Below are 21,444 nucleotides of genomic sequence, written 5' to 3'. Positions count from 1 at the left end.
ACGCGCAGGACCCCGAACACACGAGAAACCGCCAGCCAAGACTGGCGGTTTTTTTTCGCCCTTAGCTTCACGAGCCACATTTTCATCTAACCGAATTTCGAAGCACCGTCCGCACGACGCACGCTACACAGGATCAGGAGAAAACGACCATGCCCCCGCACAACACCGACGATGTCCGCATCCGCGAACTCAAGGAACTCACGCCGCCCGCTCACCTGATCCGCGAATTCCCCTGCTCGGAAGCCGCCTCGACGCTGATCTACGAATCGCGCCGCGCCATGCACCGCATCCTGCACGGCATGGACGACCGCCTGATCGTCATCGTCGGGCCGTGCTCGATTCACGACACCAAGGCCGCCGTCGACTACGCGAAGAAGCTCGTCGAAGAACGCAAGCGCTTCAAGAACGAGCTCGAAATCGTGATGCGCGTGTACTTCGAAAAGCCGCGCACGACGGTGGGCTGGAAGGGCCTCATCAACGACCCGTTCCTCGACAACAGCTTCAAGATCAACGACGGCCTGCGCACCGCGCGCGAATTGCTCGTCTCGATCAACGAACTGGGCCTGCCCGCCGGCACCGAATACCTCGACATGATCAGCCCGCAGTACATCGCCGACCTGATCTCGTGGGGCGCGATCGGTGCGCGCACAACGGAATCGCAGGTGCACCGCGAACTGGCTTCGGGGCTGTCGTGTCCGGTGGGCTTCAAGAACGGCACCGACGGCAACGTGAAGATCGCCGTGGACGCCATCAAGGCCGCCTCGCAGCCGCACCATTTCCTGTCGGTGACGAAGGGCGGCCACTCGGCCATCGTCTCGACCGCGGGCAATGAGGACTGCCACGTCATCCTGCGCGGCGGCAAGACGCCGAACTACGACGCACAGAGCGTGAACGCCGCGTGCAGCGACATCGGCAAGGCGGGCCTCGCCGCGCGCCTGATGATCGACGCGAGCCACGCGAACAGTTCGAAGAAGCACGAGAACCAGATTCCCGTGTGCGCCGATATCGGCCGCCAGGTCGCGGCGGGCGACGAGCGCATCGTCGGCGTGATGGTGGAGTCGCACCTCGTGGCGGGCCGCCAGGATCTGAAGGAAGGCTGCGAGCTGACCTACGGCCAGAGCATTACCGACGCGTGCATCGGCTGGGACGAAAGCGTAGGCGTGCTCGAAGGCCTCGCCGAGGCCGTGAAGCAGCGCCGGATCGCGCGCGGCTCGGGCAACTGATGGTGAAGTGATGGCGGCCAGGCGGCGGCGCGTCGCTGTGAAAACTCACAGCCGCGCCGCGCGCTCCGGTCTGATCGCGCCGATACACAAATCGGCGATGCCGATCACGTTGCCGATGAGCCTGCCTCGCCGGTCGAGGTGCGCCTCCGGGCGCACCGATTTCATGCAGTTCATGCTCAGCGCGCGCAGGATGTTGCTGGTCGCTTCCTTGCGCGACATTACGCCTTTGTTGCACAGGTACATCGCGTTGACCACCTGCGAGTAACCGAAGCGGCGGCCCGACACGCGCCCGCCTCGCAAGCCGAGATGGACGCCCAGCAGATAGTCGCAGTACACGACCCCGCCACGGCGCGCAAGCCGCCGCGAGAAGTCCTTGTCCTCCAGCCAGCCGTAAAGCACGAGACGCTCGTCAAAGCGCAGATCCGCAATGGCCTGCGCGCGGCATGCCATGTTGCAGCCATACAGCTCCACGCAGGGCCGCAGCGGCGGACGCCGCAGCACTTCGGCTTGCGCGCCGTCCACGAGCGCGACCGCCTCTTCCCACGGAATCGGCTGCGTGTTGGCGCCGTCGCGCAGCGTGCGGCCGGAAAAGCCCACGAGCGTCGGGTCGCTTTCGAATAGCTGCACGCAGAGTTCGATCCAGTGCCGCTCGGGCGCGAAGTCGTCGTCCAGGAAGATCACGACATCGGTTTGTGGTGCGAGCGCATCGAGCGCGCGATTGCGTTGCACGCTCGACCCCGCGGTGCCGATGATTTCATCCACGCGCAGACCGTTGGCGTCGTACGGGCCGATATCGTCCGCGTTGCTTGCGGAGAGAATGATCTGGTCCGGCCGCACCGTTTGCCGCGCGAGCAGACGCACGACCCAGGCCGTCGCCGATGGCCGCCCTTTCGTCGCGATCACCGCCGTGACGCGCATGCGCGCCTTCGCATCATGCACAGCGGCGCAGGAAAGCGGGAGATCATCGGTTGCGCGCGTCGTCATCGGTTTCTCCGCAGTCCGGTGGTCACTTCGACTCACGCCGAGGTTAGCACGGGACCCTCATACGCCCGCGACGCGCCGATTCAAGTTGTCCGAAACGTTCTATTGAACGACTGATTCCAACAGTTTGCGAACGACGTTGCATCGCGCACTGCACGCACTGCGCGTTGTGTATTGATCGCGTATTTACCGCACGCTTTTTATCGCGTTGGAGTCACGCTTTTTACGCGCCTTTCATTACGCCTTTATCTCGCCTTTTACCGCATGTTTTGCGCGTTTTTATCGCGTCATTATCGTGCTTTTATCGATTACGCATCGCCCATAGCGCGGTAGCGTTTTCCGCTTTCGTCCAATAGCAATTTTTGGATTCCTCTTTTGCAGCCGCTCGCCTAAAACTGCTAGATGAGATTCGCGCAAATTTGACCGAATCAACCATCACCCGGAAGAATCGCCTCAACATGACCGCGTCGACACGTCGGAGCCAGGCAGTGGAAAAGGAGACCGTCACCTCCGGCACGCCGCCATGCGAAGGCGAATGCGACGCGGGGCTCACGCGGCTCGCACAGACCAGGCGACCCGTGGTCTTTTACGTGCAGCCGTTGATTGCGCGCTATCGCATCGAAGTCATCGAGTCGCTCAACCGGCTTTTCTCCGTGAAGGTGTTCGCCTGCTCCAAGGGCGTGGAGACCAACGGCTTTTCGCGCGAGAAGCCCGACTGCGACGAGTTCGTCGAAACGCGTATCGCGGGCCTGCCCTCGCGACGCATCCGTATGCAAAGCCAGGTGCTGGGCCGCATCGTTCTCGAACGTCCCGACGCAGTCCTGATCTTTGCAGACGTCCGCTATCTTTCGCTGTGGCTCGCGCTCCTTGCCGGGCGCATGATGCGCGTGCCCGTGCTGATTCACGGCCAGGGGCTCTACCGGCACAAGTCCGCGGGCTTCATGCGCACGGTCTGCTACCGGCTCGCGGTCGCGCTCGCCGTGCGCTACGTCTGCTATACCGAGGCGTCGCGCCGCTCGCTCGTCGACATCGGCTGCCCGATTGCGAAGCTCGTGGTGGCGAACAACTCGCTCACCGTCTCAAGCGGCATCGAACCCGAAGCGAAAACCGGCAGCGAGAACGGCGTCCTCTTCATCGGCAGGCTGCGCGAAGGCTCGGAGATCGAACCGCTGATCGACGTGGTCGGCCAGTTGCATGACGAAGGCAACGATATCGCGCTGCACGTGATCGGCGACGGCGAGCACGGCGAGCGACTCAAACGCAAATACGCCGACCGCACCGATGTGATCTGGTACGGCGCGCTCTTCGACGACGACGCCATCGCCACGATCAGCCGGCGCTGCCGCGTGGGCTGCTATCCCGGTTCGGCGGGACTGAGCGTCGTGCACATGTTCGCACTGAGCCTGCCGCCCATCGTGCACGACCGGCTGCCGCTGCACATGGGACCGGAGCCGGGCTATGTCGAGGACGGCCGCACCGGCTTTTTCTTCGGCCGCGACGGCGGCGCGCCGGCGCTCGCGGCCACGTTGCGGCGCATCTGGGCCATGCCGCCCGCTGAAATGCGCGCGGCGGCGGCCGCCGCGCACGCCGTGTATTGCCAGCTCAACTCGCCCACGCTCGGCCATCAGCTCGCCGAGATCGTCGAAGCGGCCTTGCGTGCGTGAGCACGTAATCGCCTCCTGAGCGTATCGAGCCAGCAGCGCCTCACTCGGCCATCGCGCCTGCCGCGCGCCCCTGGCGCGACACGCGATACAGCATCCAGCTCGCGCAGGAAGCCAGCCCGAACGTCATCGCCCAGGCGATGCCGGTGACGTTCCACAGGTGCATGGCGGGCGGCACCGACACGATCAGCGCCCCGACCTGAAGCAGCGAAGCGACCGTGACCGCGCGCGCGTCGCCCACGGCGCGCAGATACGAAGCCAGCACGGAATTCAGCGCGCTGATCGCCATGTTGATGACGAAGATGCGAAAGAGCGGCACGGCGGAGAGCCACGCCGCGCCAAGCACGAGCGAAAAGAGCGGCTCGGCGGCAAAGCGCAGCACGATCACCACGCACGCGAGACCGAGCGCCGCCGCGGCGAGATACCAGCGGAACAGACGCGCGGCCGCTTGCGCGCCGCCGCGATGATGCGCGGCGAAGGTGGGGAACAGGTACTGCGACATCGCGAGCGCGGCATCGGCGAGCAGCATCTGCGCGAGCTTCGACGACATCTGCCACGCGCCCAGTTGCGTGGGCCCGAGCAGCTTGCCGACCACAACCTTGTCGAACTGGTTGGTGATGAGGATGATGACGCTGCTCGCCCAGATCCAGCGGCTAAAGCCGACGTAGTGGCCGATGCCCGACCACCGCAGCCGCACCGGCGGGCGCGGCGAGAGCGCGATCCACGTGACGATGCTCTTCACGGCCTCGCCGACCATCATGCCGAGCAGCAGCGAATACGGCCCCGCGCCCGCCAGCGCGAGCGCGATGCCGAGGCCGCAGTCGATGCACGCCGACGAGATCTCGATGGCCGCGATGTGCTGGAAGTGCCGCTCGCGCTGCGCGATGAAATACGCGGGCGAGGCAAGCCCGCGCAGCAGCGGCAGCAACGCCGCGAGCTGCACGAGCCCGATGGCGCCGCCCAGGTGGAACTGCGCGTCCATGAGCGGCGCGCTCGCAACCAGCAGCAGCCCGATCAGCAAGCCGCGCGTGGCGAGCGTGGTCCACACGGCACCCGCTTCGGCGCGCGAGGGCGGCGCGGGGCCCTGGATCACGGCCTGCGCGAGCCCTGTGTCGGAGAGCGCTTCGGCAATCGCCACCGCGAGCAGCGCGACGCTCGCGAGACCGATCGCGGAAGGCCCGAGAATGCGCCCGATCACGAGGAACTTGACGGCCACGAGGCCCCGCACGACGACCTGTTGCAGCAATACCCAGGTCGCCGCTCCCGGACCGAAACCCGCCTTCACCGGCAACGCCGGCAGCCGCATCGCGCGCAATGTGCCTCTCCCATGTTCGAGAACGCTTTTTGGACCCCGAGTTCTGGACGTTACCGCGGCTCGAATGTCACCGAGCGCCATCAGCCAGGTGGATTCGGACGCCCGGGCCGTGGCGCGTCCGGCCGCGCCCGGCAACGCAACACGCGCCCGCACCCCAGGCATTTTCGGCCAGACCACGCTTCGATTTGGCGCGTGCTGCGCGCCCCACGCTGCTATGGTGTTCGAAACACTTTCTATTCGTCAGGCCTCCTGCATGGACACCGTGTCGATCGCCAGATACCGCAGCGCCGATCCCAACTCGCCGGACGCACCGGACATGCCCGATGCCAACGACGGCGGCGCAAGCCCTGTTGCCGCGTCGTCGACGGACGACGGCTGGATCGCGATCATCGAACCGAACCTCACCGGCCACCGCTGGCGCTACGTCGAGTGGATTTCGCAGGCCTGCGTGGAGGCGGGACATCGCTGCCTCATCATCACCGATACCGAGTTCGCGACGCACCCGTTTGCGCAGCGCGTGGTGAGCGCGGCGCGGCCCGATGTGCGGCTCGTGCCGCTCGATCTGCATACGGTGCCTCCCGGCCCGCAATACGCGATGAGCGTGTACATGCGCTTTCGCGCGTTCTACGCGCGCGCGCTCGAACAGGTGAGCCGCACGGAACGCGTGCGCCTGGTCGTCGCGCCCTACGCCGATTACTTCTTCTACACGCTCGGCGGGCTGGGCTCGCCGTTCGGCGACACGCCCTGGATCGCCATCGTCATGGGCATGACGTTTCATCACGCGAATTTTGGCTTGCGCACGCCGCGCCGGCCGCTCGTCGATCTGGCCAAGTCGGCGCTGTTCCGGCGCGCCATGCGCGCACGCGGGTTGCGAACGCTCTTCACGATCGACCCGACCTTGCCCGACTGGTTCGCAGGCACGAAACCGCGACACGCCGCGCCGCTCGACTACGTGGCCGATCCGTTTCCGGAAATCGAGGGCGTGGACCCGCAGCTCGCGCGCGCGCGTCTCGGCCTCGACGCGCACTCGCGTTATCTGCTGGTTTATGGCGCGATCAGCGAGCGCAAGGGCATTCGCGAGTTATTGCCCGCGCTCGCGCACAAACACGACGCGCCCTGCCTCGTGATCGCCGGCGAGCAGGAGGAGTACACGCGCGCGTTCATCAACGAGCACGCGCCGCAACTCACTCATGCGCCCGTGATCTTCGACCAGTTCGTTTCCGAGGACATGGAGCGCGATCTCTTTTCCGCGTGCGACGCCGTCTGGCTCGGCTACAAGCAGCACTACGGGATGAGCGGAGTGCTCGTGCAGGCGTACCGCTTCGGCAAGCCGGTGGTGGCGAGCGCCGACGGTTTGATCGGCTGGTATTGCCGCGACGGCGCCATGGGCCCGCTGATCGACGATCTCGAACCCGCCACGATCTCGCGTGCGCTCGAAGCGCTCGCCCGGCGCTGGAACGAAGGCGCGCCGGTCATGCAGGCGAGCGGCGAGCACCTGCTCTCGCGCAACACGCTCGACCAGTTCAAGCGCACGCTGCAAGCTGCGATGGCTTGAGCGCTTCACCCCGGCAATCCGGCAAATATTTAGCAAACCAAAGCGTTGATCGACCGATCTTGCGTGCACTGCAAGCGGCTCACGCAATCCCTTCGACCTTGCCTTCCACGGCGGAACCCTCCTGGCGTTCAGCAACCACGGCCCCGCGCATGTCGGGGAACAACGCGTCGCGCAGGCGCAGGAACGGGAATTCCACGGCGCGTGTGGTCAGATAGCCCAGCACGATGGCGATGACAAACTGTGCCGCGAGCACCACGGGCCAGGCCACGAGCGAGGGCACGCCGAGCGCGCTCGCCTTGTGGATCAGGTAGTCGCCGGGCGCGAGCGCGAGCGAATGCCAGAGGTAGATCCCGTACGAATACACGCCCAGCCACGCAAGCCCGCGATACAGCCACGTCGAGCGCACGCGCCCCGAATGTTCGAGCACGAGCACGATGAAGGCGCAGAAGCCCAGCGCCTGGATCGTGTAGCCCACGCTCTCGTCGAGCGCGACGTGGGGCGTGGCGAATGCAAGCCAGGCAAGCAGCAGCGCCACCGCGCCAAGGAGCCAGCGTTTCTTCGCGGCGACGGTTTGCCAGATTTCGGGCTTCATCCAGTAGACGGTCGCGAGCATGACGCCGATGAGCAGGCTGTCCATGCGGTACTGCGTGTAATTGAATGCGCCCTCCAGGTCGCCGCTCGCGACCGCCGCACAACGCGCGCCGAGCACGATCAGGCACAGCGTGGCCATCACGACGATGAGCGCGTTCGCGCGCAGCTTGAAATGCGCGAGCAGGATGAGGAGCGCGGGCAGAAACAGATAAAAGTGCTCTTCGACGGCAAGGCTCCAGGTTTGCGCAATGGAGGTGCCGAAGTAATTCTGCATGTGCGTGAGGTTTTGCCAGAGAAACGTGTCGCGCGGGTGGCGGCCGGCAATTGCATGAAAGAGGATCAGCGCGTAGTACGCCGGCCAGATCTTGAAGATGCGTCGCACGATGAAGCGCCGCGCGCCGATCCGGCCCGACTGCGCATACTGGCGCAACAGCAGCCCGCCCACGAGAAAACCGCTCAGCGTGAAAAACAGGTTCACGCCTTCGTGGCCGAAGCTTTTCAGCGGGTACTCGAGAATGCCGACCCACGCATGGCCGGTGCGCACGGTGTGAAAGTGATAGCCCATCACGACGAAGATTGCGATGCCACGCACGAAGTCGAGCTCGACGGATCGCCCACGCGTCGACAACCTCACACCGTGCATCAGCTTCATGACGCTTTCCTCGCTCAGTCCGTGCCGAAATCCCCAGCAAGGCAGACGCTGAAAACTTACTCCTGCTGACCCCATCATGCGCACAGCCGCCGTGCAGCGTGCGCCAACTTCCCGGCGTTCTCGGCCACGCGTGTACGGCAAACCACGTACCGGATCAGAATATTTTTCCGGCCGCCACAACCCAGCCGCTTCCCGCCACGCGCATGCGCAAGCCTCTTGCGCCGTTTTATATTGACTTGAGCCTTCGCATGCCGCGCGTCCGCACGACGCATTCGTCATGCGACCCCATGCACCGCACCGGGAGGAATGCCGATGCGAAACAAACATGCCGTTTTGTGGATCTGGGTGTGTCTTGTGCCTCTCGCCTTCGACTACAAGGCGCCCGACTCCGGCTTCGGGCACAGCGCACAATGGCTGGCCGTATTTCCGGCGCTCGCCGGGTCGGCCATCCTCGCGATGATCGGCCCGCGCTTCGCGCGTCCGGCTCGCCTGCGCTCGTTCGTAACGGGCGCGCTCGTATTGAGCCTCGTGGGCAGTGTGATCGCCCAGATGCTCCAGCACAACCCCGTTGGCCAGTACCTGCGCGTGATCCTGCCGTTTTTGCTGTTCGTGCTCGGCTACCTGGCGATGTGCCGCCCGTGGCACCCCATACGCGTCATGCAGATGCAGCGCGCGCTCTACTATGCGAACGTGCTGGGCCTGCTATTCACGTTTTGCTTCGGTCTGCTCGCCGTCGGCGGACCGCTTTCCGATATCCGCTTCCGGATCGTCTCGCCGACCTTGCTGGCGCTGCAAGGCATGCTGCTGCACCAGTTCATCGTCGCGCGGCGCTTCAACATGACGATGGTGCTCGTCTTCCTCGCCACGCTGGTGGTCGAGTTGCTGAGCGTCACGCGCAGCCTGCTGCTCGCCACCGTGCTGCTCGCCGTGTTCGCCGCGTGGCTCGCCTCACCGTCGCTGAGCCATCTGATCAAGTCGTTCTTCCGCGCGGGCGTGGCGCTTTCGTTCGTCGTGGCGCTCGGCGTGGGCACGGCGTGGCTCTTCCCGTCCATCACGAACCACTGGACCCAGCGCGTGAACGCCGCACAGAACTCGGACTCCGATCGCGACCCGACCACCGTCACGCGTATCGCGGAGATGCGCGACCAGTACGACCAGGTCACCGCGTCGGCGGAATCGCTGCTGTTCGGCAAGGGCTTTGGCCACGAGTACCGCTATTCGCCGCTCTATTTTCAGTACGTGAACCAGACGTTCAGCAAGTCTGATTATTTCAACACCAGCGACTGGGTGGCGGGCCACAACTTCTGGGTGTATCAGCTCTACGCGGAAGGCATCCTGTTCGGCGCCTGCATGCCGCTCGCGGTGATCGTCGCGCTCGTGGTCGCCGGCCGGGCCTTCCGGCGCTGGCGCCGCATCGCGCCGCGCCACCCGCTGCTCATGCCAATGAGCATGGCGATTCTCATGCTCGCCGCGTTGCCGGGCGCATCGATCGGCGGCAATCCGCTCGGCACGCGCTTCTCGGGGCTCGTGTACGGCATCGCGCTCGGCCTGATCGTCGCGCTGTACTCGCAACTGCATCACCGCATCGACCTCGTGCGCCGTCAGCAGCGCATGCACCCGGCTTACCGGCGCGAACACGCCGAACCCGCTTTCAGACCAACGGCGCCCCCGGCGGCGCCGGTGCCGCTCAATACCTATGCGACTCCGGAGCCCCGATGAACATCCTGCACCTCGTGTCCACCGTCGACCCCCGCTCGGGCGGCCCGATCGAAGGCGTGCGCCAGAGCGGCCTCGCCATGGGCGCGCTCGGCCATCAGATCGAAGTGGCCTCGCTCGATCCGATCGACGCGCCTTACGTGCGCGATTTTCCGCTTTCGCTGCATGCCCTCGGGCCCGGTCGCGGGCACTACGGCTACAGCGCCGGCTACGTGCCGTGGCTGCGCGCGAACGCCGGGCGCTTCGACGCCGCGATCGTGCACGGACTCTGGCAGTACCACGGCTTCGGCGCCTGGCGCGCGCTGCGTCACGCGCAGGTGCCCTACTACGTCTACACGCACGGCATGCTCGACCCGTGGTTCCGCACCACCTATCCCGTCAAGCATATGAAGAAGTGGGCGTACTGGCCGTGGGCCGATTATCGCGTGCTGCGCGACGCCGCCGCCGTGGTCTTCACGACCGACGAGGAACGCCTGCTCGCGCGCGAATCGTTCTGGCTCTATCGCGCAAACGAGCGCGTCGTGCCGTTCGGCACCAATGGGCCGCAAGACGACGCGCGCACGTTGCGTGACGCCTTTCTGCAAGCATCGCCGCATTTGCAGAACAAGCGCATCGTGCTGTTTCTCGGCCGTCTGCATCCGAAGAAGGGCTGCGACATGCTGATTCACGCGTTCGCCGAACATGCCCGCGAGACGCCCGACGCGCACCTGCTGATGGCGGGCCCCGACAAAGGCAACTGGCAGCCGGCCTTGCAGGCGATCGCGCAATCGCACGGCATCGCGCACCGCATCAGCTGGCCGGGCATGCTGCAAGGCAACCTCAAGTGGGGCGCGTTTTTTGCAAGCGATGTGTTCGTGCTGCCCTCGCACCAGGAGAACTTCGGCGTGTCGGTGGCGGAGGCGCTCGCGTGCGGTCTGCCCGTGCTGGTCTCCGACAAGGTCGGCGTGTGGCGCGAAGTCGAAGCGGATCAAGCGGGCTTCGTCGCACCGGACACGGTGGCGGGCACGCGGCGGCTTTTCGCGGCATGGCGCGCACTGGACGAGCGCGCGCGCGACGCGATGCGCGCCCAGGCGCGGCACACCTTCGACGCGCGCTTCGCGATGGATCGCATGGTGCGCGCGCTGCTCGGCTTGTTGCAGGAGCATCCGTCGCACGCCGGCGCGCGGCTGCGCGCGGGGCGTCCCATCAACGTCATGGCACGCGTCGATCCGGATGTGGAGCAGGCGGAGCGCACGGATCGCGCAGAGCACACAGAACACGCGGCGTCGGCACAGAACTGAATGTCGCAGCGCCCGGCCCGAGGTTGAATCCGCGGGCGGCGCAATGAATCAGATAGCGGATTGGCTGGGATTGGCAGGGGTGACGAAGCAACGCGGCTGAAGCGTCAAAACCATACGAACGATAAGCCCGGCGTTGCACTTTCGTGGCGATGTGCGAATCCTGATAGTGAGGGGGCAAGACTATGTTAAACAACACACCGGTTGGTTCGAGCGCGCAGGCCAACGACGCAACCGCGACGCAACGCACGCACGAGGGCCTCTCGTGCAGCGAGGCATGCAGCAGCACACGCGCTCATCGCAGGGCGACGGCAGGCCGCGCATGGGCCGCCATGGCGGCGCTCGCGGCGATCACGGCCCTGATCGCGGGCTGCGGGCTGTCGCCCGGCATGACGGCGCCTTCGAGCGTCACCCAGGCAAAGGCCGCCACCGGCGCCGCGCGCACCGGCGGCAAGGACGATCAGCCGCCGGCCGGCGCGCTCGTCGAGATCAACAACGAGCTGGTCGCGAAGGAGGCGGCGGAGCGGCCGACCACGATCCCGACCAACGTCGAAACGCTGTTCGGCACGCCCAAGCCCTACACGCTCGGGCCCGGCGACGTGCTGAGCATCGTCGTGTGGGATCACCCCGAGATGAACCTGCCCTCGGGCGGCGGCGGCGGCGGCAACGGGCAGCAGGATCAAAGCGCAAGCCAGGTGCACTCGGGCTATACCGTCGACTCGTCGGGCGCGATCCAGGTGGCCTACGTGGGCCCGATTCACGTGGCCGGGCTCACCGAGATGGAAGCGCGCAACCTCGTGGCGAGCAAGCTCGCCTACTACCTGAACAAGCCGCAGGTGACGCTGCGCATCGAGTCGTATCGCAGCCGCCGCGTGTATGTGGACGGCGAGGTGCGCACGCCGGGCCTCATGGTGCTCAACGACATGACGATGTCGCTGCCCGAGGCGATCAACCGCGCGGGCGGCTTCACGGCGGCGGGCGACCGCTCGCGGGTTAGCGTGACGCGCGGCGACAAGACGATCCTGGTGAACATCCCCGACATGATCAAGAAGGGCGTGAACCCGGACAAGATCCTGCTGCAAAACGGCGATCTCGTGCGCGTGTATTCGGCCAACGAAAGCCGGGTGTTCGTGCTGGGCGAAGTCGGCCATCCCGGTCCGCTTCCGTTCGACAACGGGCATCTGTCGCTGAACGACGCGCTGGGTAACGCGGGCGGCATCAGCCAGGGCTCGGGCGACGCCTCGCAGGTGTACGTGGTGCGCGGGCAAAAAGAAGGACATCGAACGGTCTTCCACCTCGACGCTTCCACACCGGAAGCGATGGCCACGGCCGACGAGTTCGATCTGAAGCCGAACGACGTGGTGTTCGTCGACGCCTCCGCGCTCGTGAAGTGGAGCCGCGTGGTCAACCTGATCCTGCCGAGCACGCAGGCGGCGGCGGCAGGCCGGGCGGTGGGCTACGGGGGATACTAGTCTGGAGCCGGATGGGGGTTGATGTGAGCAGGCCTGCGGGCCTGCTCGCGTTCCGTCTGGAAGCGATCCGGGGTGATCCGGTCGCGCAGCGTTACGACTTGCCTTCCTGAAAGCGCCAGCGAATGAAGCGGCACGGATTGCCGCCATACACGCCGCCCGCTTCGAGCGAGCGATGCACGACCGAGAGCGGCGTGACGACGGCCGAGCGCCCGATGGTCACGCCCATCTGCACGACGCATTTCGACGAGACCCACGCGCCGTCCTCGATCACGATCGGGGCCACGTGCAGGTCCATGTTCGTGCGCAGGTCGTGCGAGCCCGCGCTGAGAAATGCGCCCTGCGAAATGCACACGTTCGAGCCGATGCGAATGGGCGCCTGGTTGTAGATCCACACGTCCACGCCGATCCAGCAGTTCTCGCCCATCTCGAGATTCCACGGCGCCTTCACGCGCATGGGATGCACGAGGCGGCAGCCCGCGCCGACCTTCGCGCCAAAGAGGCGCAAGAGCCCCACGCGCAGCGCCGAGAGCGGCAGCAGACGGTTGTCGAGCACGCAGGTCTCGACCACGTACCACACGGCCTGCACGAGCTTGCCGCGGCGCGCGACGTAGTTGCCTTTGCCCGCGCGGCTCAAGTCGATCACGCGAATTTCCGCCTGTGTGGACGGCGACGCATGCGGCTGCGCGACGCCCGCAGGCGACGGCTCGCCCGCGCCCTCATCGCGAGCACCGATGCCCATGCTCCCGATACCTTCGACCGTTTCCGCCATGAACGCTCCTTGCCCATCCGGGTCGGTTTCTGTTTGCGGCTTGCCGTTTCATTATCGGGCGGCCGTCATGCCCGCTCGCGCGCGTGGCCGACACTGCCGGGGTTTTGGCGCGGCGGCCGGGCGCGGTGTGGGCAACATGAAGGCATGACGCCGCATTGTTGGCGGCGCGCAGGATAGACGCCATGCCCAATCTTTCTCGTCGTCAGGCTCCGGGGGGCGTGCACGGCACGCTCCGCAACGCCGCCCCTTATGTGCTCGCCGTCGCGCTGCAAGCCGCGTGCGCCGCCTGGCCATGCGCCGCGCTTGCGCAACTCGCGCCGGGCGCGGCCTCGTCCGGCTCGTCTGAAACGACGAGCGGTCAAGGCGACACCCTGTCGTCCTCGGTGAGCCGTCAAAAATCCGATGAACAACGCATGCTCGGCGGCCCGAGAACATCGGACAATCCGTACAGCGTGAGCCCGTACACCAGCAACGGCGCCTCGCCGAGCGACGCCGAAGACGCGCTCACGAACGAAAAGCACATGCACGTCGTGACACCTGGCGATTACGCCGCGAGCGAGGCGAGCGCCTCGGGTGGCCGCGATGGCGGCCAGGCGGCCGCAAGCGGCGGCCGGGGCGCTTCGAGCCGCAGCCGGATCGCGGCCAACGGCATGTCGCGCGCGGGCAACGCGGTGTCGAAGACCGGCGGCGGCGCGAGGGGCCATTCCGCATTCTCCGGGTATGACTACGGCGCCAAGGAGACCTCGCCGACGGCCCAGCTCTATGGCAATCCGTATGCCAGTCCGTACGGATCGTCGGGTCAGTCCAACGCGCAGCTTTACAAGTCGCCCTGGTAAGCGACGCGGCACGTCGTCTCACACCCCGTCAAACGTCGGACTGCTCGACCTCCTGCAACGTCGATCCGCCCGTGCCGGGCTTGTGCGCGGCGGCCGCGCCACGCGCCCCGTTTGCGCCACGCGCGGCGGCGCGCGGCGCTCCGGCAGACGGCGGCGCGGGCACCTCGCCCGCGAGCGCTCCCAGCCTTTCTTCGAGCGCCCTGAAGGTGGCCTGCGGTGACAGCATGCGCTGCGCGTAGCGTCGCGCTGCGCGCCCGAGCGTCGCGCGCCGGCCGGGGTCGCCCGCGAGCTTGACGATCGCGGCCGCGAGCGCCTCGCCGTCCTCGGGCGGCACCACCACGCCATGGTCCGACACCACCTCGTAGAGGCTCGTGCCGGGCCGCGCCATCGCCACAACCGCACGGCCGCTCGCGAGCATGCCGGTGAGCTTGGAAGGCATCACGAGGTCGGCCGCGTCGTTGCGTTGCGGCAGCACGTGGATGTCGGCGACGTTGAGCAGTTCGTTGAGCATGGCCACGGGCTGCACTGGCAGCACATGGCAGTTCGGCAGCGCAGCACAACGCTCCTGCAACTCGCGCCTGGCCGCGCCGTCGCCGCAAAACACAAAGCTGATGTCGGGCCGCGCGGCGAGCGCCGTTGCGACATCGGCGAGAATGTCGATGCCCTGCTTCGCGCCCATGTTGCCCGAGTAGAGCACGACGGTGTTGCCCGGCGCGATGCCAAGACGCCGCCGGAACGCGCTCGGATAGGGAAGCGGGAAAATCGCGTTGGTGTCCACCCAGTTCGGCAGGCACACGGCGCGCGAAGCCTCCACGCCCTTGGCGCTCACGCGCTCGACCATGCGCGGCGAAATCGACGAAACCACGTCGAAGCGGCGCAGCAGCAAGCGTTCGGCCGCGCGCGCGATGCGCGAAGCGCGCCCGCCTTGCAGCAGCCCGAGATCGAACGCCGCATCCACTTCGAAGTCCTGAATGTGCAGCCAGCTTCCCGCGCCCACGGCACGCGCCAGCATGAGCGCGCCCGGCGCGCACAGCAGCGTGGGCGCGATCAGCATGACGACCTGCGGGCGCCACACGGCAAGCCGCATGAGCAGCGGCAGCGAGGCGAGCGCGAAGCTTGCCAGGTGCACGATGCGCTTCAGTCCGCCCTGCTGCGCCGGCACCCACAACGGCGCGCGCCAGATGTTCACGCCCTGGCGCACGTCGCGCCGGTAGCGCCACGCGCGATAGCCGTCATGCACACGCCACTGTGGATAATACGGCGGCGCACACACCACGCGCACTTCGTGCCCGTGCGCCGCGAGCAGCTCCGCCATTTCGGCCGTGTACTTGCCCACGCCCGTGACTTCGGGCGCATAGTTCAGTCCGTAGATCAGGATTCTCATTGCGTCGCTTTCCTGCGTGACTGCCGCTTCGTTTCGGCTCGCGCGCCCGAGCGAAAAAAAGCGGGCGTCGTGCATCCGGTCCGCGCACGACGCCCACCACCAACCAGACGCCCGTCGATTCAGGCCCGCATGCCCGACTCGTACGCCGGCGCCGTCTGCGTTTGGAGATAGTCGTCGTAAGTGCGCGCGAGCCCTTCGTCGAGGCCGATATGCGCGTGCCAGCCCAGCCCGCCCAGGCGCGAGACGTCGAGCAGCTTGCGCGGCGTGCCGTCGGGCTTGGTCGCGTCGAACACCAGTTCGCCTTCGAAGCCCACCACGTCGCACACGCGCTGTGCGAGGTCGTGGATCGACAGATCCTCGCCCACGCCCACGTTGTAGACGCCGTCGCCGGTCTCGTGCTCCAGCACGAAGAGGGTTGCGTCCGCGAGGTCGTCGACATGCAGGAACTCGCGGCGCGGTTTGCCCGACCCCCACACGGTCAGCGTGCGCTGGCCGCTCACGCGCGCCTCGTGCGCCTTGCGGATCAGCGCGGGCAGCACGTGGCTGCTGCCGAGGTCGTAGTTGTCGTTGGGGCCGTAGAGATTGGTCGGCATCAGCGAAACGAAATGCGTGCCGTACTGGCGGTTGTACGCTTCGCACAGCTTCAGGCCCGCGATCTTCGCGATCGCGTAGGCCTCGTTGGTCGGCTCCAGCGGCGCGGTGAGCAGATAGTTCTCGCGAATCGGCTGCGGGCATTCGCGCGGATAGATGCACGAAGAGCCGAAGAACACCAGCCGCTCCACGCCCGCGTTATACGACGCGCGGATCACATTCGTCTCGATCGCCAGGTTGTCCCAGGCGAATTGGGCGGGCTGAGTGGAGTTCGCGAGAATGCCGCCCACGCGCGCCGCCGCGAGCAGCACCGCGTCGATGCTCTCGCCTTCGAAGAACGCATCGACGGCGGCCTGATCGGTGAGGTCCAGCTCCGCGCGCGTGCGCGTGACGAGGTTCCAGTAGCCGTGCGCCTGCAAGGCGCGCACGAGCGCGGAACCCACCATGCCGCGATGGCCGGCCACGAAGATTCGGGAATGCTTGTCCATGTGCGCGTCACTCGTGATGTTCGAGAGCCCGGAAGCCGGCCAGCGTGACGAGCGCGTCGCGCCGGGCGATCTGGTAGTCGGCCCGCACCATCTCCTTGACGAGCGAGTGGAACGAAGTGACCGGTTTCCAGCCGAGTTTCTCCTGCGCTTTCGAGGCGTCGCCGAGCAGCGTTTCCACTTCGGTCGGGCGGAAGTAGCGCGGGTCGACGCGCACGATCACGTCGCCCGGTTCGAGCCGCATGTCGCGCGCGTCCACATGATCGACAATGCCGACCTCGTCCACGCCGTTACCCTCGAAGCGCACGGTGATGCCGAGTTCCGACGCCGCCGCGCGCACGAAGTCGCGCACGCTGTACTGCACGCCCGTTGCAATCACATAGTCTTCCGGCTCGGGCTGCTGGAGCATGCGCCACTGCATGTCGACGTAGTCGCGTGCGTGGCCCCAGTCGCGCATGGCCGAAAGGTTGCCGAGATAGAGCACCTTCTGCAACCCGACGGCGATGCGCGCGATGGCGCGCGTGATCTTGCGCGTGACGAAGGTCTCGCCGCGCTGCGGCGACTCGTGATTGAAGAGAATGCCGTTGCACGCGAAGATGCCGTGCGCCTCGCGATAGTTGACCGTGGTCCAGTACGCGAACAGCTTCGCGACCGCATACGGACTGCGCGGGTAGAACGGCGTGGTCTCGCGCTGCGGCACTTCCTGCACGAGCCCGTAAAGCTCGGAGGTCGAGGCCTGGTAGAAGCGCGTTTTCTGGGTGAGGCCGAGAATGCGGATCGCCTCCAGAATGCGCAGCGTGCCGAGGCCGTCTGCATTCGCCGTGTACTCGGGTTCCTCGAACGACACCGCCACGTGGCTTTGGGCGGCGAGGTTGTAGATTTCATCGGGCGCGACGCGCTGTATCACGCGCAAGAGGGCCGTGGAATCGGTCAGCTCGCCGTGATGAAGCTGGATGCCGGGTTCCGGGTCGTGCACGTCGCGATACAGGTGATCGATGCGGTCCGTGTTGAAAAGCGACGAGCGCCGCTTGATGCCATGCACCTCGTAGCCTTTGTTCAAAAGCAGTTCTGCCAGATACGAACCGTCCTGACCGGTGATGCCGGTGATCAACGCAACCTTACGAGCCATCGCCATCGTTCTCTCCTCGCGTGAGCGATATGGGATTCGGAGGGTCCATCATCCGCGGCGGCCCCCCAGCCAACCGCGGACCCGCTGCTACCTAACCTGCAACGCTTTCGTAACCGTAGTAACCGCCGCGATAACCGCCGCCGATGAACGCGCCCGTCTTCGGCACGTCGGTGAGCAGCACGCCGCGCAGGTTCACGCCGCCGATACGCAGGCGCTTGACCGTTTCCTCCAGCTCCGAAATCGGGTGGCGACCGTGGCGAATCGCGAGCAGCGTCGTGCCCGCATAGCGCCCGATCACCGTCGAATCGGTCACGGCGAGCACCGGCGGCGTATCGACGATCACGAGGTCGTATCTCGACTTCAGTTCGTCGAGCAGCGCTTCGAAGCGCGCGCTCATGAGAAGCTCGGATGGATGCGAGTGCAACGAACCTTTGGCAAGCACGTCAAGGCCCGGCAACACTTCGTGCTGGATCGCCGTGTCGAGCTCCGCGCCGAGCAGCACGTCCGATAGCCCCGGCTGGTGCGCGATGCCGAAGTGCGAGTGCACGTCGCCGCGCCGCATGTCGCCATCGACAATCAGCACGCGCTTGTTCACCGAAGCGACCAGCGCGGCCAGATTGACCGAGAGGAACGACTTGCCGATGTCGGGCCGCGAGCCCGTGAGCATCACGATGTTGTTGCGCGCGTCGTTGAGCGTGAGCTGGAGCGAGGTGCGCAGGCTGCGCACGCCCTCCACGGCGATATCCTGCGGATTCTGCTGCGCCAGCACGTGCAGCCCGCGGCGGCGCGACGCGACGTGATGCTGGAGGCGCAATTGCTGCGGGCTGCGCGGCACCACGGCGAAAACCGGCACGCCGAGCGCGGCTTCGAGTTCGTCGGGGCGTTCCACGCCGCCGTACAGCGACTTGCGCACGAACGCGACAAGCACGCCCAGCACGAGGCCCGCGCCGATGGCGAGCACGATCACGAGCAGCTTCTTCGGGCGCACCGGATCATCGGGCGCTTCGGCGAAGTCCACCACGCGCACGTCGCCCACCTGCCCTGCCCGCGCGACCCGCAGTTGCTGCGCGCTGTTCAGGAGGCTCGTATAAAGCTCGGTGCTCACGTGCACGTCGCGCAAGAGCCGCACGGCGGTCTGCTCGGTGTCCGGCAGTTGCGCCACATTGCGCGTGAGTTGCGACTGCGCGCTTTGCAGCGTGCCGATCTGCGCGTCGAGCGCCTGGACAGCCGGGTGATGCTCGGTGAAGCGCTGCGCAAGTTCCGCGCGTTGCTGGCGCAGGTCTTCGAGCCGGATCTTGTTGTCGCTCACCTGCTGGAGCAGCAGCCGGCTTTCTTCGCCGAGATCGACGGTGCCGTGCTCGTTACGGAACTTGTTGTACTTCTGCTCGGCCGCGTCCACCTGCGAGCGCAGTTGCGGCAGTTGCTCGTCGAGGAAGGCAAGCATGTGTTCGGCTTCGGCCGAGCGGCTCGCCACGTCCTGCTTGATGAATTCCTGCGCGACGTTGTTGAGGATCGAGGCCGTGAGCTTGCTGTTATGGCCTTCGAGGCTCGCGCGGATCACGCCCGATTGCAGCCCCACTTCCTGGATGTCGAGCGCATGTTCGAGCCGGTCGACGGTGGTGAGCGTCGAGGCGCGCGTGACGAGGAATGGCGTGCCGGGCGCGCCGCTCAGGCTGTCCACGTGCAGCGAGATCGGCCCGACCGCCGTGTTGGCCTTCACGTCTTCGCCCACGCGGCCTTGCAGGAGCGGAATGCCGTCGGGGTCGCGCAGCGTGAAGGTGCCGGGCTCGTCGCCCGCCACGAGCGTGAAGTCGCGCTCGTAAAACGCCTCGGGCGTGTCGAAGCGCGACACCTTGATGTCGCCGCCGGACCACGCGTAGCCCGTTGGGCGCAGAAACGACGGCAGATGCTGCGCCCACGGCGCGCCGAGAATGCCGGAGAGCATGCCGCCGATCACGGGCATGGTGCGCGGGCGCGCCCCGATGTCGAGGTGCAGCCGCCGCACCGTCTCTTCGGTCACGTTGCGCGACTTGAGCATTTCGATCACGCCGTTCGCAGACGACTTCTCGTCGAACATGCCCGTGAGCGGCGGCAAGCTGCTGTCCTTCTTGCTGCCGTCGCCCTTGTCGACTAGGTGGAACAGCACGTCGGCGCGATACGTCGGCGTGGCGAGGAACGCATACGCCGTGCCGAGCAGCGTGACGGCCAGCGTCACGATAGCGATCGCACGCCAGTTCGCAACCATCGTTTGCAGATAGTCGCCCAGATATCGCTCGTCGGCGCCAGCCGCGCCGTAGTAAGCGCCGTCATAGTTCATCGCCATCTTGCTTCTCCCGAAACCTGGTGATGCTCGCGCGAGTGCGCGCCCATCGGGTTCGTGCCGCCGCGCTCAGTAAGCGTTGCGGCCAACCAGCCCGTGAATGATCGTGGCCGCGATAATGCGCATGTCGAGCCAGAACGACCAGTGGCCGAGGTAATAGAGGTCGTGCGCTACGCGCATCTCCATCTTCTCGAGGCGATCGGTCTCGCCGCGAAAACCATTGACCTGCGCCCAGCCGGTAATGCCGGGCTTGATGCGATAGCGGTGGATGTAACCGGTCACCACGCGCTGATAAAGATCGTCGTGTTCAAGCGCATGCGGGCGGGGTCCGACCACTGACATGTCGCCGCGTAACACGTTGTAGAACTGCGGCAGTTCGTCGAGACTCGTGCGGCGCAGGAACGCGCCAATGCGCGTCACGCGCGGGTCGTGCCGCGTGGCCTGACTCACGGTGCCGGGCGCTTCCTTGTGCACGCGCATCGTGCGGAACTTGTAGATCGTGAACACGCGGCCGTCCGCGCCCTTGCGCCGTTGCTTGAAGAACACCGGTCCCGGCGACGACAGCTTCACCGCGATCGCAATGCCAATCAGCAGCGGCATGAGACTCACGAGCGCAAGGCTGGCAAACACGCGATCGAACACCGCTTTCTTGAACTGCGCGCTCGCGGGTAGCGGCGAGGCCACGAGGTTGATCGCCGGTACGCCGAGCAGCTCGATCACGCTACTGGTGTCGAAGAGGGCCAGCGAGCGCACGTCCGGAATGAAGCGGATATTCACGAGGTCGTTGCGAAATTCGGTCACGAGCCGCACCACGGTGCGCTCCTCCGCAAGCGAAAGCGCAAGCCACAACTCGTGCACGTCGTGCTCGCGGATATAGTGCGCGAACCCTTCGACGGTGTCGCAAACGGTGGTCTCGCTCGCGCTCGCAGGCGACGTTTGCGGCATCGTGTTGTAGAGGGCACCCGCGCGAAAGCCCGAGCCGGGCTCCGCTGCGATACGGCGCACGATCTCGTCGCACTGCGAGGCGGAGCCCGCGATGGCGACTTGATGCAGGTTCAGGCCGGCGCGCCGCACGTGCGAGAGCACGCCGTGCGCCAGGATGCGCCACGTGATGAGCAGGCCGCCCGCCACCGCGGTCCAGTAGGCAAACCACAGGCGCGAGACGGCGTCCACGTGATGCATCGTCGAGTACATCGAGATCAGCGCGCAGGCCTGCACCACGAGCCACGCAAGCGACACCTGCCCCGCGAGCAGCGCCTTGGAGCGGCCGCGCCACGACTGATAGAGTTCGAACGCCGGAAAGATCACGAGCGCGAACGCGGCCGCAAGCAGCACGAACGCTTCGTTCACGCCGCGCGGCACGACATCTTCGAAGCGGATCTCCGATGCCACGCTCGCGCCGATCATCACGGCAGCCACGTCGAGCACTCTGGCCATCAGATTCTGAAGCTCGCGCATGCTTTCTCCCTGTCGCTCGTGGCGGATCG

Annotated in this window: 16 protein-coding genes; 7 read left to right on the top strand and 9 right to left on the bottom strand. The window is 66.3% G+C overall.

The features are described 5' to 3' along the window. The first annotated feature begins 149 nt into the window (after positions 1 to 149). The gene (gene aroG / locus C7402_RS03800; protein WP_112171870.1) at positions 150 to 1,223 is read left to right on the top strand and encodes a 3-deoxy-7-phosphoheptulonate synthase AroG; all 1,074 of its coding nucleotides are present in this window, start codon (positions 150 to 152) and stop codon (positions 1,221 to 1,223) included. Between the two features lie 45 nt (positions 1,224 to 1,268). Here aroG and C7402_RS03795 read toward each other — a convergent pair whose 3' ends face one another. Then, positions 1,269 to 2,207, bottom strand: coding sequence for a glycosyltransferase family 2 protein (locus tag C7402_RS03795; RefSeq protein ID WP_244314727.1), 939 nt, complete (start codon positions 2,205 to 2,207; stop codon positions 1,269 to 1,271). 485 nt (positions 2,208 to 2,692) lie between these two features. Between C7402_RS03795 and C7402_RS03790 the strand changes: the two genes are divergently transcribed. Then, positions 2,693 to 3,868, top strand: a complete 1,176-nt coding sequence (locus tag C7402_RS03790; protein WP_244314726.1) for a glycosyltransferase — start codon at positions 2,693 to 2,695, stop codon at positions 3,866 to 3,868. A 40-nt stretch (positions 3,869 to 3,908) separates the two neighbouring features. On the opposite strand, the gene C7402_RS03785 is transcribed toward C7402_RS03790, so the two are convergent. After that, positions 3,909 to 5,180, bottom strand: a complete 1,272-nt coding sequence (locus C7402_RS03785; RefSeq protein WP_116609631.1) for an oligosaccharide flippase family protein — start codon at positions 5,178 to 5,180, stop codon at positions 3,909 to 3,911. A 253-nt stretch (positions 5,181 to 5,433) separates the two neighbouring features. Between C7402_RS03785 and C7402_RS03780 the strand changes: the two genes are divergently transcribed. Further along, positions 5,434 to 6,735 carry a glycosyltransferase gene (locus C7402_RS03780; RefSeq protein ID WP_372460339.1) on the top strand — a complete coding sequence of 434 codons (1,302 nt, stop codon included), beginning with the start codon at positions 5,434 to 5,436 and terminating at the stop codon, positions 6,733 to 6,735. Positions 6,736 to 6,814: 79 nt separating this feature from the next. On the opposite strand, the gene C7402_RS03775 is transcribed toward C7402_RS03780, so the two are convergent. Beyond that, positions 6,815 to 7,978 carry an acyltransferase family protein gene (locus C7402_RS03775; RefSeq protein ID WP_116609630.1) on the bottom strand — a complete coding sequence of 388 codons (1,164 nt, stop codon included), beginning with the start codon at positions 7,976 to 7,978 and terminating at the stop codon, positions 6,815 to 6,817. A gap of 312 nt (positions 7,979 to 8,290) precedes the next feature. Between C7402_RS03775 and C7402_RS03770 the strand changes: the two genes are divergently transcribed. From C7402_RS03770 to C7402_RS03760, 3 genes are all read left to right on the top strand, one after another. Next, entirely contained in the window at positions 8,291 to 9,697 is a 1,407-nt protein-coding gene (locus C7402_RS03770; RefSeq protein WP_116609629.1) for a hypothetical protein, read from the top strand. Then, a complete protein-coding gene (locus C7402_RS03765; RefSeq protein ID WP_181565579.1) occupies positions 9,694 to 10,974 on the top strand; it encodes a glycosyltransferase in 1,281 nt (426 codons plus the stop codon). Before C7402_RS03770 ends, C7402_RS03765 begins: the two co-directional genes overlap by 4 nt. Positions 10,975 to 11,303: 329 nt before the next feature. Further along, complete coding sequence (locus C7402_RS03760; protein WP_116609628.1) at positions 11,304 to 12,443, top strand: polysaccharide biosynthesis/export family protein; 1,140 nt, start codon at positions 11,304 to 11,306, stop codon at positions 12,441 to 12,443. Between the two features lie 91 nt (positions 12,444 to 12,534). Here the strand turns inward: C7402_RS03760 and C7402_RS03755 are convergent, their stop codons facing one another. Continuing rightward, positions 12,535 to 13,212 carry a DapH/DapD/GlmU-related protein gene (locus tag C7402_RS03755; RefSeq protein ID WP_224038997.1) on the bottom strand — a complete coding sequence of 226 codons (678 nt, stop codon included), beginning with the start codon at positions 13,210 to 13,212 and terminating at the stop codon, positions 12,535 to 12,537. A 182-nt stretch (positions 13,213 to 13,394) separates the two neighbouring features. Here C7402_RS03755 and C7402_RS46740 point away from each other — a divergent pair, with 182 nt between their 5' ends. Then, positions 13,395 to 14,048, top strand: coding sequence for a hypothetical protein (locus C7402_RS46740; RefSeq protein WP_165841771.1), 654 nt, complete (start codon positions 13,395 to 13,397; stop codon positions 14,046 to 14,048). 28 nt (positions 14,049 to 14,076) lie between these two features. On the opposite strand, the gene C7402_RS03740 is transcribed toward C7402_RS46740, so the two are convergent. The 5 genes from C7402_RS03740 to C7402_RS03720 all read right to left on the bottom strand — a co-directional run bounded on the left by C7402_RS03740 (position 14,077) and on the right by C7402_RS03720 (position 21,415). Then, a complete protein-coding gene (locus C7402_RS03740; RefSeq protein WP_116609684.1) occupies positions 14,077 to 15,432 on the bottom strand; it encodes a glycosyltransferase WbuB in 1,356 nt (451 codons plus the stop codon). 119 nt (positions 15,433 to 15,551) lie between these two features. After that, positions 15,552 to 16,511, bottom strand: coding sequence for a GDP-L-fucose synthase family protein (locus tag C7402_RS03735; protein WP_112171877.1), 960 nt, complete (start codon positions 16,509 to 16,511; stop codon positions 15,552 to 15,554). 7 nt (positions 16,512 to 16,518) lie between these two features. Beyond that, on the bottom strand, positions 16,519 to 17,637 hold the full coding sequence (gene gmd / locus C7402_RS03730; protein WP_112172113.1) for a GDP-mannose 4,6-dehydratase: 1,119 nt from the start codon (positions 17,635 to 17,637) through the stop codon (positions 16,519 to 16,521). Between the two features lie 91 nt (positions 17,638 to 17,728). Continuing rightward, a complete protein-coding gene (locus C7402_RS03725; RefSeq protein ID WP_112171878.1) occupies positions 17,729 to 19,960 on the bottom strand; it encodes a polysaccharide biosynthesis tyrosine autokinase in 2,232 nt (743 codons plus the stop codon). A gap of 66 nt (positions 19,961 to 20,026) precedes the next feature. After that, positions 20,027 to 21,415 carry an undecaprenyl-phosphate glucose phosphotransferase gene (locus C7402_RS03720; protein WP_116609626.1) on the bottom strand — a complete coding sequence of 463 codons (1,389 nt, stop codon included), beginning with the start codon at positions 21,413 to 21,415 and terminating at the stop codon, positions 20,027 to 20,029. Between the last annotated feature and the right edge of the window lie 29 nt (positions 21,416 to 21,444).

Source organism: Paraburkholderia unamae, assembly GCF_003096875.1.
GTDB lineage: Bacteria > Pseudomonadota > Gammaproteobacteria > Burkholderiales > Burkholderiaceae > Paraburkholderia > Paraburkholderia unamae.
This window is presented reverse-complemented; position numbering and strand designations above follow the sequence as displayed.